The 15423-nt window shown below is 71.0% G+C and carries 16 protein-coding genes; 9 read left to right on the top strand and 7 right to left on the bottom strand.

Annotation, left to right across the window (positions count from 1 at the left end):
- The first annotated feature begins 72 nt into the window (after positions 1 to 72).
- Together CYL12_RS11660 and CYL12_RS11655 are read left to right on the top strand one after the other, a co-directional pair.
- Entirely contained in the window at positions 73 to 1047 is a 975-nt protein-coding gene (locus CYL12_RS11660; protein ID WP_101847749.1) for a C-terminal binding protein, read from the top strand.
- Positions 1048 to 1057: 10 nt separating this feature from the next.
- Positions 1058 to 1915, top strand: a complete 858-nt coding sequence (locus CYL12_RS11655) for a fumarylacetoacetate hydrolase family protein (protein ID WP_101847748.1) — start codon at positions 1058 to 1060, stop codon at positions 1913 to 1915.
- Between the two features lie 157 nt (positions 1916 to 2072).
- On the opposite strand, the gene CYL12_RS11650 is transcribed toward CYL12_RS11655, so the two are convergent.
- Positions 2073 to 2921 (bottom strand): SMP-30/gluconolactonase/LRE family protein, encoded by an 849-nt coding sequence (locus tag CYL12_RS11650; RefSeq protein ID WP_101847747.1) that lies wholly within the window; start codon positions 2919 to 2921, stop codon positions 2073 to 2075.
- Entirely contained in the window at positions 2918 to 3739 is an 822-nt protein-coding gene (locus tag CYL12_RS11645; RefSeq protein WP_101847746.1) for a hypothetical protein, read from the bottom strand. The genes CYL12_RS11650 and CYL12_RS11645 overlap by 4 nt, the downstream gene beginning before the upstream one ends.
- A gap of 65 nt (positions 3740 to 3804) precedes the next feature.
- Here CYL12_RS11645 and CYL12_RS11640 point away from each other — a divergent pair, with 65 nt between their 5' ends.
- From CYL12_RS11640 to CYL12_RS11615, 6 genes are all read left to right on the top strand, one after another.
- The gene (locus tag CYL12_RS11640; RefSeq protein ID WP_101847745.1) at positions 3805 to 4653 is read left to right on the top strand and encodes a Gfo/Idh/MocA family oxidoreductase; all 849 of its coding nucleotides are present in this window, start codon (positions 3805 to 3807) and stop codon (positions 4651 to 4653) included.
- A 91-nt stretch (positions 4654 to 4744) separates the two neighbouring features.
- Positions 4745 to 5689 carry a phosphate/phosphite/phosphonate ABC transporter substrate-binding protein gene (gene phnD / locus CYL12_RS11635; protein WP_233486724.1) on the top strand — a complete coding sequence of 315 codons (945 nt, stop codon included), beginning with the start codon at positions 4745 to 4747 and terminating at the stop codon, positions 5687 to 5689.
- Positions 5690 to 5694: 5 nt separating this feature from the next.
- Positions 5695 to 6528: a phosphonate ABC transporter ATP-binding protein gene (locus CYL12_RS11630; RefSeq protein WP_101847744.1), complete on the top strand. Its 834-nt coding sequence runs from the start codon at positions 5695 to 5697 to the stop codon at positions 6526 to 6528.
- A complete protein-coding gene (gene phnE, locus CYL12_RS11625) occupies positions 6512 to 7351 on the top strand; it encodes a phosphonate ABC transporter, permease protein PhnE (protein ID WP_101847743.1) in 840 nt (279 codons plus the stop codon). Before CYL12_RS11630 ends, phnE begins: the two co-directional genes overlap by 17 nt.
- A complete protein-coding gene (locus CYL12_RS11620; RefSeq protein WP_101847742.1) occupies positions 7348 to 8115 on the top strand; it encodes a tyrosine-protein phosphatase in 768 nt (255 codons plus the stop codon). Before phnE ends, CYL12_RS11620 begins: the two co-directional genes overlap by 4 nt.
- Before the next feature lie 11 nt (positions 8116 to 8126).
- Positions 8127 to 8738: a TetR/AcrR family transcriptional regulator gene (locus CYL12_RS11615; RefSeq protein WP_233486723.1), complete on the top strand. Its 612-nt coding sequence runs from the start codon at positions 8127 to 8129 to the stop codon at positions 8736 to 8738.
- A 19-nt stretch (positions 8739 to 8757) separates the two neighbouring features.
- Here CYL12_RS11615 and CYL12_RS11610 read toward each other — a convergent pair whose 3' ends face one another.
- The 3 genes from CYL12_RS11610 to CYL12_RS11600 all read right to left on the bottom strand — a co-directional run bounded on the left by CYL12_RS11610 (position 8758) and on the right by CYL12_RS11600 (position 12246).
- Entirely contained in the window at positions 8758 to 9195 is a 438-nt protein-coding gene (locus CYL12_RS11610; RefSeq protein WP_101847740.1) for a VOC family protein, read from the bottom strand.
- Positions 9196 to 9216: 21 nt separating this feature from the next.
- Positions 9217 to 9561: a TraR/DksA family transcriptional regulator gene (locus tag CYL12_RS11605; RefSeq protein WP_101847739.1), complete on the bottom strand. Its 345-nt coding sequence runs from the start codon at positions 9559 to 9561 to the stop codon at positions 9217 to 9219.
- 138 nt (positions 9562 to 9699) lie between these two features.
- Entirely contained in the window at positions 9700 to 12246 is a 2547-nt protein-coding gene (locus CYL12_RS11600; protein WP_101847738.1) for an MMPL family transporter, read from the bottom strand.
- A gap of 68 nt (positions 12247 to 12314) precedes the next feature.
- Here CYL12_RS11600 and CYL12_RS11595 point away from each other — a divergent pair, with 68 nt between their 5' ends.
- Positions 12315 to 12887, top strand: a complete 573-nt coding sequence (locus CYL12_RS11595) for a TetR/AcrR family transcriptional regulator (protein ID WP_101847737.1) — start codon at positions 12315 to 12317, stop codon at positions 12885 to 12887.
- A gap of 16 nt (positions 12888 to 12903) precedes the next feature.
- Here the strand turns inward: CYL12_RS11595 and CYL12_RS17315 are convergent, their stop codons facing one another.
- Both CYL12_RS17315 and purL read right to left on the bottom strand, forming a co-directional pair.
- Positions 12904 to 13047 (bottom strand): hypothetical protein, encoded by a 144-nt coding sequence (locus tag CYL12_RS17315; RefSeq protein WP_199399112.1) that lies wholly within the window; start codon positions 13045 to 13047, stop codon positions 12904 to 12906.
- Positions 13047 to 15374 (bottom strand): phosphoribosylformylglycinamidine synthase subunit PurL, encoded by a 2328-nt coding sequence (gene purL / locus CYL12_RS11590; RefSeq protein ID WP_101847736.1) that lies wholly within the window; start codon positions 15372 to 15374, stop codon positions 13047 to 13049. The genes CYL12_RS17315 and purL overlap by 1 nt, the downstream gene beginning before the upstream one ends.
- Positions 15375 to 15423 lie beyond the last annotated feature (49 nt).

The following is a 15423-nucleotide window of genomic DNA, read 5'->3' as shown; positions in this document are numbered from 1 at the left end:
ACGCTATAGCAATGACACGGCTCGGGCACAGCCCGGTAGGAGAGAATCGCTAGATGCTATAGCATCGCATCCATGACCGCGCCGCTCATCCTCGTCACCGACTGCGACCTTCCGGGAACCGTCATCGAAGACACCCTCCGCGCCGCCGGCCTCCGTGCCGAGCGGGCCGCCTCCGGCAGTCCGGACGACATCGCTGCCGCCGGGGCCGACGCCGAGGCGCTGGTCGTGCAGTGGGCACGCATCGACGGCGCCCTCATGGACCGCCTGCCGAACCTCCGCTTCATCAGCCGGGTCGGCATCGGCTACGACATGATCGACGTCGAGGCCGCCACGGCCCGCGGCATCGCCGTCGCGAACACGCCGAGCTACTGCATCGAAGAGGTCGCCGCGCACACCGTCGCGATGATCATGAGCCAGGCCCGCGGCCTCTCCGCCTACGACCGGGCCGTGCGCGACGGCGTCTGGAAGGCCGTCGACGCCCGGCCGCTCGCCGTGCGCCCCTCCTCCACCACCGTGTCGGTGCTCGGCTTCGGGCGCATCGGATCGATCGTGGCCCGCGGATGCCGGGCGCTCGGCTTCCGCGTGCTCGTCGCCGACCCGTACGCTTCCGACGATGCCGTGCGCGACGCGGGCTGCGAGCCCGTCGACATCCCGTCGGCGATCGCCCGCGCCGACATCCTCACCCTGCACGTGCCGCTGACGGACGAGACCCGCCACCTGATCGACGCCGAGGCGCTGGCGACGATGAAGCGCGAAGCGGTGATCGTGAACACCTGCCGCGGCCCGCTCATCGACGAGGACGCGCTAGCCGCGGCGCTGCGTGGCGGACGGCTCGCCGGTGCCGCGCTCGACGTCTTCGCGGAGGAGCCTCTCCCCGGCACCTCCCCGCTGCGGGTGCTCGGCAACGTGCTCCTCACGCCGCACGCCGCCTGGTACTCGCCGGAGGCTCTGGCCGACCTCCCCGTGCACGCCGCCGAGAACGTGATCCGCTCGCTCGCCGGCGAGGCCGTGCCCATCGTCAACCCGACCTTCGCCGCCGCGCGCTGAGAGGACTCCCATGGAACTGCTGCGACTCGGCGCGATCGGCCACGAGCGTCCCTACGTCCGCGATGACGAAGGCGTGGTGCGCGATCTCGGATCCCTGACCCGCGACATCGACGGCGCCTTCCTCGCCGCGGGTGGCATCGCCCGCGTGCGCGCGGCGCTGGCCGACGGCTCGCTGCCGGAGGTGGAGATCACGGGGCTGCGCGTCGGCGCCCCCGTGGCGCGGCCGACCGCCGTGATCTGCATCGGACAGAACTACGCGGCGCACGCGGCGGAGTCGGGCGCCGAGCCGCCCGCACAGCCGGTGGTGTTCTTCAAGCACCCGAACACGGTCGTGGGGCCGGACGACGTCGTGCTTCTCCCCCCGGGCGCCGAGAAGGTCGACTGGGAGATCGAGCTCGCGGTCGTCATCGGCCGCACGGCGCGGTACCTGCCCTCCGTCGAGGCCGCGCGCGACGTGATCGCCGGCTACACGATCTCGAACGACGTGTCCGAGCGGGCGTATCAGCTCGAGGTCTCCGGAGGACAGTGGTCGAAGGGCAAGTGCTCCGAGACGTTCAACCCCCTCGGCCCCGCGCTGGTGCCCGCCGACGAAGTCGACCCTCAGACGCTGCGCCTTCGGTCCTTCGTGAACGGCGAACCGCGGCAGGACTCCTCCACGGCCGACATGATCTTCCCGGTGCTGCGGCTCGTGCACGAGCTCAGCCACTACCTCGTGCTCGAACCGGGAGACATCATCAACACCGGCACCCCACAGGGCGTCGCGCTGTCCGGACGCTTCCCCTACCTGCAGGACGGCGACGAGATGACGATCGAGATCGAACGGCTCGGCCGCCAGCGCCAGCGCACGGAGCGGGTCCGTCTCGGGTGAGGCCTGTGCCCGGGGCACGGTTCCTTTCGCTGAGTGCAACCGTGTCCCGGGTAGAGGCCTCTCCCGGACGCCCGCGCACTCAGGCAGCCGCGCCAACTCAGGCGAGTGGAGGGGAAAGGTGCCTGATGCCGCGCGTTCGCCTGTCGCCGCGAACGGGTCACCCGGCGAAGGGGAGGACCGGGAGGCCGTGCACCCCGGGACGGACCGCGAACACCGAGCCCGCGGCGGTGCCGTGATCGGACGGCAGACCCTGCGCGGAGGTCGTGATGAAGAGCGTGCCGAGGTCGTCGCCGCCGAAGGTGCAGGCACTGACCTGGGGCACCGGCAGCACGATGTCCTCGCGCACGGTGCCGGAAGGCTCGAACCCCCGCACGCGGCCCCCGCCCCACAGTGCGACCCAGACGCTGCCGTCCGCCGCGACCGTGAGGCCGTCGGGCACGCCGTCGTCTTCGGGGATGTGCGCGAACACCCGGCGTCCGCGGAGGTCGCCCTCGGCCACGTCGAACACGTCGATCCGGCCGGTGTCGGTGTCCACGTAGTAGACGCGGCGGCCGTCCGGGGAGTAGCTGACGCCGTTGGACGAGGTCACGCGGGGGAGCACCGTGGTCACGTCGAGGGCGGCGTCGATGCGCAGCACGGTCCCGGCACCTTCGGTGGAGTCCGTGGACATGGATCCGGCCAGGAGCCGTCCTCGGGGGTCGCAGCAGCCGTCGTTCATGCGCACCGCGCCGTCGTCGAGCAGGGTCGCGACGGGACGGGCCTCCGCGTCGGGGCCGTCGGCGAGGTAGAGGGTGCGCGCGCCCACCGCCACGAAGCCCCCGGACGTCCGCGGACGGAAGAACGCGAGGTACTCGTCGTCGATGTGCTGGCGGACGATCTCGTCGCCGCGGAGGGTGAGCAGGTCGCCCGCGTCCCCATCGACCCAGCGCAGGCCGCCCCACCCGGGCCACCAGACCGGGGCCTCGGCGTGGACGGCGACCGGGCCGGTCACGTTCTCGGGAGTCATGCGCCCTCCGCCGTTCGCCGCGGGTCGGTCACGGGCAGCGGCTCCGGGACGGGTTCGGCATGATCCGCCGATGCGGCCGTCGCGGACGGAAGCTCTTTCGCGACCTGTTTCTCGAGCACGGTCACGGCCTCGTCCGAGAGCAGGATGAGGCCGTCGAGCTCCTCGCGCACCCGCTTGTATGCGATGTTCCGCTCGGACTGCGTCGCCGACTCGTCCACAGCCACCTTGAGGAGCTGCTGCGCGCGGTCGAGACGCTTGCGCTCGGCCTCGGTGAACGTCGAGTCGCGCAGCCGGCGGGCGTCCTTCTCCGCGATCTCGAACGCGACGGCGTAGTCGCCGACGGCCTGCAGGTACTCTGCGATCTGCTGCTCCGACAGCTTCGCGTCGGGGGAGGCGGGGCGCAGCGCATCCGCGGTCTTCTTCGCGCGGAGGAAGGCGGCCGTGAGCGGCTGGCGACCGTCGCTCATCGCGGGGAAGGCGATGAGCTTGGCCACGTCGAGCTCGTAGTCCAGCCAGCGCGCGGTGATCTCGTCGTGCTCCGCGAAGAGGCGGGCGAGCAGGTCGTCGGGCGCCACCGACGCGGTCGTGTCGACCACGGTCGGACCCCGGCGCTTCGCGTGCTGCCCGGCCGCGCGCGCCTCGATCTCGGCCGTCTTCAGCTGCGCCTTCATGCGCAGTGTCTCCAGCCGGCGCTCGTGCCGACGCTTGGAGCTGCGCTCCCAGGCCTTGGCGGCTCCGCCGGCCATGCCCATGATCGGGAAGACGAGCCACCAGTAGTCACCCGCGAAGTTCCAGAAGCCCCGGATGAACTCGTCCATGATGGGTTCAGCCTACTGCGCGACGGCGGTTCGCCGGGGGTCCGCACGAGAGGAAGGGCGGCCGGATGAAGAGCGTCGGCATCGTCGGCATCGAGAACAGCCACGCGACGGAGATCGTGCGCTTCCTGAACGCCGACGCCGCGGAGGTGCCCGTACGGATCACGGCTCTCGTCGCGGGGGAGCCGGAGCGCACCCGGGAACTGGCGGACCTCGGGGGCATCGAACGCGTCGTCGACGACGCGGCCGCGCTTCGCGGCACGGTGGATGCGCTCATCGTGACCGCTCGCGACGGTGCCGACCACCGTGCTCTCGCCGTCCCCTTCCTCGAGGCCGGAGTGCCGGTGTGGGTGGACAAGCCGCTCGCGGCGACCGTCGCCGATGCCGATGCGATCCTGGCCGCCGCGGAGCGTGGGCGGGCGCCCGTCACCTCATCGTCCACGCTCCGCTGGCTCGCCGACACCGCGGAGCTCACGACGGAGGCGGCCCGCGTCGGGGAGGTCCAGGCGGTGACCGTCACCGGTCCCGCCGATCCGGACAGCCCGTACAGCGGCATCTTCTTCTACGGCATCCACATCGCCGATCTCGCGCAGGTCCTGCGGCCCGGCACCGCGGAGGACGTCGAGGTGCGGTTCCTTCCCGCGGGTATCGTCGTCCGCTCCCGCGTCGACGGTGTGCCGGTGACGCTGGAGTTCGTGCGGCCGGACGGCGATCGTCAGGTGCCGTTCCGGGCGACCGTCGTCGGCCGCCACGGCATCGCGAGTCGGGAGATCCCGATCGGCCCCGGGTACGTGCGGCCCGGCGTCCGCGCCTTCGCCGGGATGCTCGAGACCGGCGAGCTCCCCGTCCCCGCGTCCGAGATGCGCGCTCCGATCGCCGTGCTCGAACAAGTCGCCGAGGCGCTCGCCTCCCGCTGACCCGGGCGGCGACACCATCCGTTCATGAAGCGTTCGGATACGGGTACGGCGGTCTCGTAATTGCCCGTCACCTTCGGGAGTTGGAATACCGATGGTCTCGGAATCCCGGGGCCTCACCTCCCGAAAGGTCATCATGCGCCGCTTCACCCTGCCCGCCGTCGGCCTCCTGGGCGTGGCCGCCCTTGCCCTCACCGGATGCCAGACCCCCACCGCCGATGCGGCCCCCGCCGACCCGGACGCCCCGATCACGATCGCCACGATCCCCGTCGGCGACGACCCCACGGCCGAGAACCCCATCGAGGTGTTCGGCGCGCTGCTGGAGGAGGCGACGGGCCGCGAGGTCGAGATCACCGACGTTCCCGACTACCTCAGCGTGGTGGAGGCCATCCGTGCCGACCACGTCGATATCGGGATCATGAGCGGATTCCCGTCCGCGCTCGCCGTGAACACCGGCGAGGTCGATGCCCTCGTCGCGTTCGAGGGCGACGGGAAGCCTGTGTCCACCTGCGTCGTGCTCGCCGACTCGCCCGTGCAGACGGTCGAGGACCTCGCGGGGAAGACCGTCGCGTTCGCGGATCAGGCCTCCAGCTCCGGCTATTTCATGCCGGTCTACATGCTGCACGAGGCCGGGCTGGAGCAGGGCGAGGATTACGAGGCCATCTTCGCGGGGGGCCATGAGGGCAGCTTCGCGGCCCTGGAGCAGGGGCAGGTGGATGCCGCGTGCACCGCCGTCATGCTCACCGAGCTCGGCGCACCGATGTTCCCCTTCGCGGACGGCGAGTGGCGTGCGGTCGGCGAGAGCCCCGCCATGGACGTCGCCGGCGCCGTACTCGGTCGTCCCTCACTCGACGACGAGACGCGCACCGTCATCCAGGACGGTATCGCCGCCGTGTTCACCCCCGAGAACGCCGAGAAGCTGGGCGCCTTCGGGTCGTTCGCGGCCGCCCCGCAGACCGTCGACCCGGAGGACAGCGCGTTCGAGTCCTTCGCGGAGATCGCGGCCGTCGCGGGCGTCGAGCTGAAGGACCTCCAGTGACGGGCATGAGCGTCGCCGCCGTGGCTGCCCGGCACCAGGATGCCGGACGCACGCCGACGGCCGAGGTGCGCCAGGCGCCGCCGCTCGTCAGCGTCCGCGGTCTGCGCGTCGCCTACGACACCACGACGGTGCTGGACGGCGTCGACCTCGACCTCTTCCCCGGCGAGATGGTCGCTCTCCTCGGGGCTTCCGGGTCGGGGAAGTCCACGCTGATGCGGAGCCTGACGGGATTCGCGCCCATCGCCGCCGGATCGGCGCGGGTCGCCGGACACGACGTCACGAATCTGGCGCGCGGCGAGCTGCGCACGCTGCGGTCAGAGGTGGGGCAGGTCTTCCAGCAGTTCAACCTCATCCCGCGCCTCAGCGTCCTCACCAACGTCCTGACCGGGGCGCTGCACACCGCGGGACCTCTCAATCTCGTCGGCGGTTTCACGAGCGCGGATCGCCGCCGGGCCCTCCACCTGCTCGACCGCGTCGGGATCGCGCACAAGGCGGCGGCGCCGGCGCGGTCGCTGTCCGGCGGCCAGCAGCAGCGCGTGGCGATCGCCCGCGCACTCATGCAGCGGCCGAAGCTGATCCTCGCCGATGAGCCGGTGGCCTCGCTCGACCCGAAGCTCGCCGACTCCGTGCTCGGACTGCTTCGCGAGATCGCGGTGCAGGACGGGATCCCGGTGCTCGTGAGCCTGCATGTGCTGCCACTCGCCCTCGCGCACAGCGACCGCATCGTCGGACTGCGGCACGGGGAGATGCTCGTCTCCGGCGTCACGTCGCAGCTGGACGCGGCCGCACTGGAGGCCCTGTACGACGACGAGGAGCACGGCGATGACCACGACCGTTGAGCGCCAGGACCGGACCGTACGCCCCCAGCTCGACCCGGCGGAGCGCGCCCGGCTCGAGAGCGCCTTCCGGGTCCCCCGCGCCCGCTTCCTCCTCGGCATCCCGGTCGCCGCCCTCCTGCTGTTCTGGTCGTTCGCCGGAGCCGGGTTCGACTTCGTGAAGCTCGGCGAGGGCGCCGTCAACATGGGGGAGTTCCTGTCCCGGTTGTTCCCGCCTGACTTCTCGAAGATCGGCACCATCCTCGCGCTGCTGCTGGAGACGTTCCAGATGGCCGTCGTCGGCACGGTCCTCGGCGCGGTGCTGTCCCTGGTCGTCGCGTTCGGGGCGACGTCGACCCTCGCGCCGCGGTGGCTGTACTACCCGACGCGCTGGATCATGAACATCATCCGTTCCGTGCCCGACCTCGTCTTCGCCCTCATGTTCGTCTCGGCGGTGGGGCTCGGACCCTTCGCCGGCATCCTCGCGATGACGCTCGGTTCCATCGGATCGATCGGGAAGATCTTCGCGGAGGCCATGGAGCAGGTCGACCGGGGTCCCGTCGTCGCGATGGAGGCGGTCGGCGCCTCGAAGCGCCAGGTGATCCAGTACGCCGTGCTCCCCCAGGCGGCACCCCTGCTCACCTCGTACACGCTGCTGCTGTTCGAGGGGAACGTCCGCGGCGCGACGATCCTCGGTCTCGTCGGCGCCGGCGGCATCGGCCTGGAGCTGACGACCGCCATGCGCATGTACGACTACGGCCACCTCAGCGCCATCATCCTCTGCATCATCGTGCTCGTCACGCTGATCGACCAGGGCAGTGCCCTCATCCGAAGGAGAATCACATGACCACGATCGACACCGATCTCATCCTCAGCGCGCCGGTCAATCTGCGCGACCTCGGCGGCATCGCCATCGACGGCGGGGTGCTCCGTCCGGGTCTGGCCATCCGCACCGACGACCTCGCCTACGTGACAGCGGACGTCGCGGACGAGCTCCTCGCGGGCGGGCTGACGGCCATCATCGACCTGCGCTCGCCGCTCGAGGTCTCGGTCACCGGCCGGGGTCCGCTCGGTGAGCACCCGGTGGCGTACCACCACCTCCCGCTCATCGCCGACGTCGGCGCATCGATGGATCGGGAACACCCGGCGCTGACGCACGAGGCCATGGGGCTGATGTACCTGCGCATGGTGGAGGGGGCGGCGCCGCAGCTCGTGACCGCGCTCAACGTCATCGCGCACACCCCGGGAGCGACGGCGTTCCACTGTGCGGCGGGGCGCGACCGCACCGGAGTCCTCGCCGCGATGCTGCTGCTCGCCCTCGGGGCCGGGGACGACGACATCGTGGCCGACTACGCGCGCACCGGCGACAACATGGTCGCGATCATGGCCCGCACCGCTCCGGTCATGGGAGCGATGTGGAAGGCGCTCGGCTTCGACCTCGACGCGCGGGACGCGTCGGCGGCGCTGCTGGAGGGGTCGATGGACGTGTCCATGCGCAGCCTCCTCGACACGCTCCGGGCTCAGCACGGCGACCCGCTGGCACCCCTCCGTGCGGCCGGCCTGTCGGATGCCACGATCGCGCGACTGCGTGAGCGGGCGCTGGCCGCGTGACGATGTCGACGATGGATGCCGGGGCTGCGCTGCGGCGTCGGCCCGGCCGTCCCCGCGACGAGGACATCGACGGGCAGATCGTCGCCGCCACGCTGGAGATCATCGACGCGGGAGAGGACGTGACCGTCGCGCGGGTCGTCGCCCGGAGCGGCGTGAGCAGGGCGGCCCTGTATCGGCGGTGGCCGTCGCTGACCACGCTGATCGCGGCGGCGCTGGACGTGGGGCGCGAGGTTCCTCCGGAATACCCGAAGGACGCCGACCTGCGCGAGATCGTCCTCACGGGTCTCGGGCTCGGGGTGGAGGGCGTGGCCCCGTCCGCACCGGGGTACTCCGAGGAGCGGTTCCGTCAGCGCATCCGCCTCGTCATGTCCGATCGGGCGTTGCAGAAGGCGTACTGGGAGTCGCACGTCTCCCGCCGTCGGGTCCCGCTGCAGAACGCTCTGCGGGCCGGCGTCGCACGCGGCGAGCTCCGGGCGGATCTCGACGTGGAGGCGTGCTTCGACGCGGTCGCCGGAGTCGCGTACTACCAGCTTGTCGTCCGCGGCGACCGGATCAGCGACCCGACCGTCGTGGCTCGCCTGCGCGCCGCCATCGAGGTGATCTGGCGCGGCATGGTGGCCTGACGTGCCCGGCCGAGCGGGCTCAGGCCTTCGTGAGGTCTTGCGCGAGCATGAGGATGATCCCGCTGGGGCCGCGGAGGTAGGTCAGCCGGTAGATGTCCCGGTAGTTCGCGACGCCGCGCAGGGGATGGAATCCGTGCCGGGCGGCGATGGCGAGGGAGGCATCGATGTCGTCGACGGAGAAGGCGATCCGGTGCATGCCGATCTCGTTCGGCCGCGTCGGCTCCGTCTCGATCGCCTCGGGGTGGATGTACTCGAACAGCTCGATCTGCCCGTGCCCGTCCGGGGTCTGCAGCACGGCGATCCGTGCGTGGTTCCCGTCGAGCCCGACCGCGGTGGACGCCCACTCGCCGCTCACCTCGTCCCGTCCGACCACGGACAGCCCCAGGTCGGTGAAGAAGGCGATGGTGGCGTCGAGGTCGCGCACGGCGATCCCGATGTTCTCGAGGGCGATGGCCATGCCCGCGATGCTACTCCGGCGTCAGCGACCCAGCTTCTCGGCGCAGGCCACGCAGTACTCCGCGAACGGGCGCACCTCCAGGCGCTCCGGCGGGATGGGCCTGCCGCAGCGCGCGCAGATGCCGTAGGTCCCGGCGTCCATCCGCATCAGCGCCTCGTCCACCTGGCGGAGCTCGGCCTGCGCGGCCTCGGCGAGCCCCGACAGTCGCGACCACTCCGACGAGAGCGTCACCCCTTCCGGGTCGTGTTCGTCATCGTCGTTCGAACCCTCGCGGTCGTGCATGAGCTCCGCGAGGGTGGTCGCCGTCGCCGTGACGCGGGCCTCGGCCTCGGCGCGGCGCTCTTCCAATAGCGCTCGCAGATCCATGCGCCCACTCTAGGCCCAGCGACACCCGCGCCATCGCGGGTCCAGGCGTCCGCGCGGGTTCAGGCGACACCGGCAGCCAGTGCCTGAACTCCCGCGCCCGCCTGTCCTCTCCGGACAGCCTGCCCCCGCGACCGCGATTCAGCCGCGACGCTCGGCCCGGGTGCGCGGAGCCTCCACGGTGGGCACGGAATCGGTGTGCACGCTGGGGTGATCCCGCTCCAGCGCCGCGCCCTCCATGTCGACGTTCGGGATGATGCGGTCGAGCCACTTCGGCAGCCACCAGGCCGAGCGTCCGAGCAGGTGCATGAGCGCGGGCATCAGCAGCATCCGCACGACGAACGCGTCGAGCAGCACGCCGAACGCGAGACCGAACCCGATGGACCGGATGATGGTCGACTCCGAGAACACGAACCCGCCGAACACCGACACCATGATGAGCGCGGCCGCGATGACGACCGAGCGCCCGGCCCGGAAGCCCTGCGCCACGGCATCGCGCGCGGAGGCGCCGTGCACATAGGCCTCCCGCATCCCCGACGCGAGGAAGAGCTGGTAGTCCATCGCGAGCCCGAACAGGATGCCGACGAGGATCACCGGCAGGAAGCTCAGGATCGGACCGGTGCTGTGCAACCCGATGAGGTCGGCGCCCCACCCCCACTGGAACACCGCGACGATGAGCCCGTACGTCGCGAAGAGCGACAGCACGAACCCTCCCGTGGCGATGAGCGGCACGAGCAGCGAGCGGAACACGACGATCATGATGAGCAGCGACAGCCCCACGACGACCACGAGGTACAGCGGGAGCACGCTCGCCAGGGCCTCGGAGATGTCGATGTTGGTGGCGGCCTGACCGGCGACGCCGAGGGTGATGTCGCCGTCGATCTCGGGCAGTCCCCGGAGATCCTGCACGAGCTTCTCGGTGGAGGCGCTGTTCGGGCCCTCGGCAGGCAGCACCTGGAAGGCGAGGAGCGTGTTGTCGTCCGACGTCGCGATGGGCGCGACCGCGACCACGTCGTCCTGCTCGGCGATCTTCTCCGCGACGGTCACCTGCGTGGCCAGGAGGTCGTCGTCGCTCACGGCGTCGTCGAGGGTCGCGGTGACCAGGAGCGGCCCGTTCGCCCCCTCGCCGAATTGCTCGTCGACGGTCTGGAACGCGCGGTAGCTGGTGGAATCGGCGGGCTCACTCGACCCGTCCGGGAGACCGAGCCGCATCGACATCGCGGGGATCGCGATGACGAGCAGCGCGACCACGCTGACGAGCGCGGTGACGACGGCGCGCAGCGTCGACATCCGGCGTACGGGCTTCCCGGCCGCGTGCTCCTGGCCGATGGTCGCCCGCGCCTTGCGGCCGAGCAGGCGGGTGCCGACGAGGCCGAGGATCGCCGGGGCGAGGGTCACGGCCACGAGCACGGCGACCGCGACGCAGACCGCTCCCACCGTGCCCATGAGGCCGAGGAACGGCACGCCCGTCACGTTGAGGGCGAGGAGCGCGACGATGACCGTGGTCCCCGCGAACACCACCGCGGTCCCGGAGGTGCCGGTGGCCAGGCCGATGGACTCGCGCACGGGCGACCCGGCCAGCAGCTGCTTGCGGTGCCGGTTCACGATGAAGAGGGAGTAGTCGATGCCGACAGCGAGCCCCAGCATCACGCCGAGGACGGGAGTGACCGAGGCCATGTCGACGACGCCGGAGAACGCCAGCGACGCCGTGACGCCCACGCCGACGCCGACCACGGCCGTGACGATGGGCAGGGCCGCGCCGATCAGCGAACCGAGCATGACGATGAGCACGACCGCGGCGAACGCGAGACCGATGGCCTCGCCGACGCCGAAGATCTCCGGCACGCCCTGGGCGATGTCGGTGCCGAAGTCGACCGTGACGCCGTCGATCTCCTCGTCCTGGAAGTGGGCGATGGTGCTCTGCTTGGTTTCTTCGGCGAGCTCCAGGCGCGGGTCGACGAAGGAGACGTTGACGATCGCCGTGGAGCCGTCCTCCGAGACGACGCCGATGCCGTCCGCGAGGTCGAGGAGCGTCGTGCCGAGCTCCAGCTGCTCCGCGTTGTCGGCGAGCTCGTCGCGGTTCGCGTCGATGGTGGCCTGCTGCGCGTCGAGCTGAGCGAGCTGGGCGTTCAGCTGCGCGAGCTGCGCGTCGAGCGCGGCGGTCTGCGCGGCCGGCGCGCCGGCGGCCTCCGCCTGAGCCCGCGCGCCTTCGAGCTGGGTGATCCCGGCCTCGAGCTGGGTCCGTCCGGCGTCGAGCTGCGCCTGTCCGGCATCGAGTTGGGCGCGACCGTCGTCCAGCTGGGCCTGGCCGTCCGTCAGCTCCTTCGTCTGCTCGTCCTGCTGCCGCTGAGCGTCGAACGGGTCGACGACGGAGGCGACGCCGTCGAGGTCCTCCGCGCTCGCGGCGAGGTCGGAGATCGCCTGCTTCTGCTCGTCGGTGAACGGCTCGCCGTCATCGGTCTTGTAGACGATGGTCCCGGTGCCACCGGCGGTGTCGGGCAGCTTGTCGGCGAGCTGATCGGTGACCTCGCCGGAGGCGGTGCCCGGGATGTCGAAGCTGTTGCTCAGCGTGCCGCCGAACGTGAGGAAGGCGCCGACGCCGAGCCCGAGGATGAGCACCCAGGAGACGATCACCGTCCATGCTTTGCGCGCAGCGAAAGAACCCAGACGGAACAGCAGTGAAGCCACGTGATCTCCTTCAGACGAAAAGAGCATACGGCACGTCTCGTCTAGGGATCTGTGGCTATCCTGAACGCATGGTGAACGAGCATCGCAGCGGCCCCGTGCGCAGCACCGCGGCCCGCGAGGCGATCCTCGACGCGACGGCCCGGCTCTTCCACAATCAGGGATACGACCGGCTCACGATCGAGGGCATCGCCAAGGAGGCCAAGGTCGGCAAGCAGACGATCTACCGCTGGTGGCCGTCGCGCGGCGCCCTCATCGGGGAATGCCTGGCCGAGGGGCGTCTCATCCCCGTGGACTTCGTCGTGCCCGACACCGGAGACCTCTCCGCCGACGTGGAGACCTGGCTGCGCAGCGTGCTGTCGATCCTCGAGAAGCCGCAGGGCGGGGTGCTGCTGCGGTCGCTCGTGGCCGCGGCCACGGAGGACGCCTCGGTCGGCGCGCACCTCGGGGAGAGCCTCGGGGTGGAGAAGTACCTGTCGGAGCGTCTCCGCGGCGGCATCCGCGACGGTCAGCTTCCGGACGACGCCCCGGTCGAGCAACTCGGCCGCGCGATCCTCGGGGCCATCATCGTGGAGTCCCTCGGCCGCGAGGCCCACGATCCCGGCTCCGTCGTCGCCCTGACCCGCTACCTCTTCGCCCGCTGAAATCTGCGACGTCGGGTCAGCCGAGGAGGATGGTCAGCACGGTCGCGCCGCCGCCACCGAGGATCAGCGCCACGATGACCGTCCACGCAACGATGCGGATGCGCCGGTTGCGCTTCTCGCCGAGGTCGCCGTAGTCCTCGCTGAGGCCGTCGCCGCTCATCAGGCCACCGGCTCCGTGACGGTCGGACCGAAGTACGACGGCAGCGTGGCCTGCGAGCGCTCGCGGAGCTCGGCGGCCGAGACGGTGAAGACGTCCTGCACCTCGAGCTGCGGCTCGCTGTCCGTGACGCCGATGCGGGCGACCGGGTAGCCGCGGCCCTCGCAGAGCCCGCGGAACTTCACGTCGTCCTCGCGGGGGACGGTCACGATCACGCGGCCGGTCGACTCGGAGAACAGGGCGGTCGCGGCGTCCACGTCATCGCGCTCGATGATCTCGTTGAGCCAGACGCGGGCGCCGACGCCGAAGCGCATGACGCCCTCGGCCAGGGCCTGCGCGAGACCCCCTTCGGAGAGGTCGTGCGCGGAGGAGATGAGCCATTCGTCCCGGGCCGCGGCGAGCAGGCCGGCCAGGCGCTTCTCGCCCGCGAGGTCGACCTTCGGCGGGCGGCCGCCGAGGTGCTGGTGCACGACCTCGGCCCACGCGGAGCCGGAGAGCTCGGTCGACGTGGTGCCGAGCAGGTAGATGTTCTGCCCCTCGTCCTGCCAGCCGGACGGGATGCGGCGGGAGACGTCGTCGATGATGCCCAGCACGCCGACGAGCGGGGTCGGGTGGATCGGGACGTCGCCGGTCTGGTTGTAGAACGAGACGTTGCCGCCGGTGACCGGGGTGCCCAGTTCGTAGCAGCCGTCCGCGAGGCCGTCGACGGTCTGCCCGAACTGCCACATGACCTCGGGGTTCTCGGGGGAACCGAAGTTGAGGCAGTCGGTGATGGCCGTCGGCACGGCACCGGTGACGGCGACGTTGCGGTACGCCTCGGCGAGCGCGAGCTGCGCGCCCGCGTACGGGTCGAGCTGGCAGTAGCGGCCGTTGGCGTCGGTCGCGACGGAGAAGCCCAGGCCGGACTCCTCGTCCACGCGGATCATGCCGGCGTCGTCGGGGAAGCTCAGGGCCGTGTTGCCGAGCACGTAGTAGTCGTACTGGTTCGTGATCCAGCTCGTGTCCGCGAGGTTCGGGGAGGCGACGAGGGCGAGGAACTGCTCGCGCAGCGTCTCCGGGTCGTTCGCGCGCGGCAGGTTCTCGGCGGCGTCGGCCTGCAGGGCGTCGATCCACGTCGGGTAGGCGACCGGGCGGTCGTAGACGGGGCCGTCGACCGCGACGGTCGAGGGGTCGACGTCGACGATGCGCTCGCCCTGCCAGTCGATGATGAGGCGTCCGTCGCCGGTGACCTCGCCGAGCACGGAGGTCTCGACCTCCCACTTGTTCACGACGGCCAGGAAGGCGTCGAGCTTCTCGGGGGCGACAATCGCCATCATGCGCTCCTGCGACTCCGACATGAGGATCTCCTCGGCCGTGAGCGTGGGGTCGCGCAGCAGCACGTTATCGAGCGAGACGTGCATGCCGCTGTTGCCGTTGGCCGCGAGCTCGCTGGTCGCGCAGGAGATGCCGGCGGCACCGAGATCCTGGATCGCCTCGACGAGCTCGCCGCGGTAGAGCTCCAGACAGCACTCGATGAGCACCTTCTCGGCGAACGGGTCGCCCACCTGCACCGCGGGGCGCTTGGTCGGGCCGGTCGAGTCGAACGAGTCGGACGCGAGGATGCTCGCGCCGCCGATGCCGTCGCCGCCCGTGCGCGCACCGAACAGGACGACCTTGTTGCCGACGCCGGTCGCGTTCGCGAGCTTGAGGTCTTCGTGGCGCAGCACGCCCACCGCGAGCGCGTTCACGAGCGGGTTGGCCTGGTAGACGCTGTCGAAGACGGTCTCGCCGCCGATGTTCGGAAGGCCCAGGCAGTTGCCGTAGAAGCTGATGCCGCTCGTCACGCCGTGCACGACGCGGGCGGTGTCAGGGTGGTCGATCGCCCCGAAGCGCAGCGCGTCCATGACCGCGACGGGGCGGGCGCCCATCGAGATGATGTCGCGGACGATACCGCCGACGCCGGTCGCCGCGCCCTGGAACGGCTCGATGAACGACGGGTGGTTGTGCGACTCCGCCTTGAAGGTGACGGCCCAGCCCTCGCCGACGTCGACGACGCCCGCGTTCTGGCCCATGCCGACCATGAGGCGTTCCTTCATCTCGTCGGAGACCTTCTGGCCGAAGCGGCGCAGGTAGTTCTTGCTCGACTTGTAGGAGCAGTGCTCCGACCACATCACCGAGTACATCGCCAGCTCGCCCGAGGTGGGGCGGCGGCCGAGGATCTCCTTGATGCGCGCGTACTCGTCGTCCTTGAGCCCGAGGGCGCCGTAGGGCTGCTCCTTCTCGGGCGTCGCGATCGCGTTCTCGACGGAGTCGGGGACGTGCTGGGGGGAAGGTGCAGGGGCGGTGGTCACGCGCACTCCAAAGGAAGGGGCCGGCGGGGCGTGTCCAGTCTACCGATGC

Source organism: Zhihengliuella sp. ISTPL4, from assembly GCF_002848265.1.
Lineage (GTDB): Bacteria > Actinomycetota > Actinomycetes > Actinomycetales > Microbacteriaceae > Microbacterium.
This window is presented reverse-complemented; position numbering and strand designations above follow the sequence as displayed.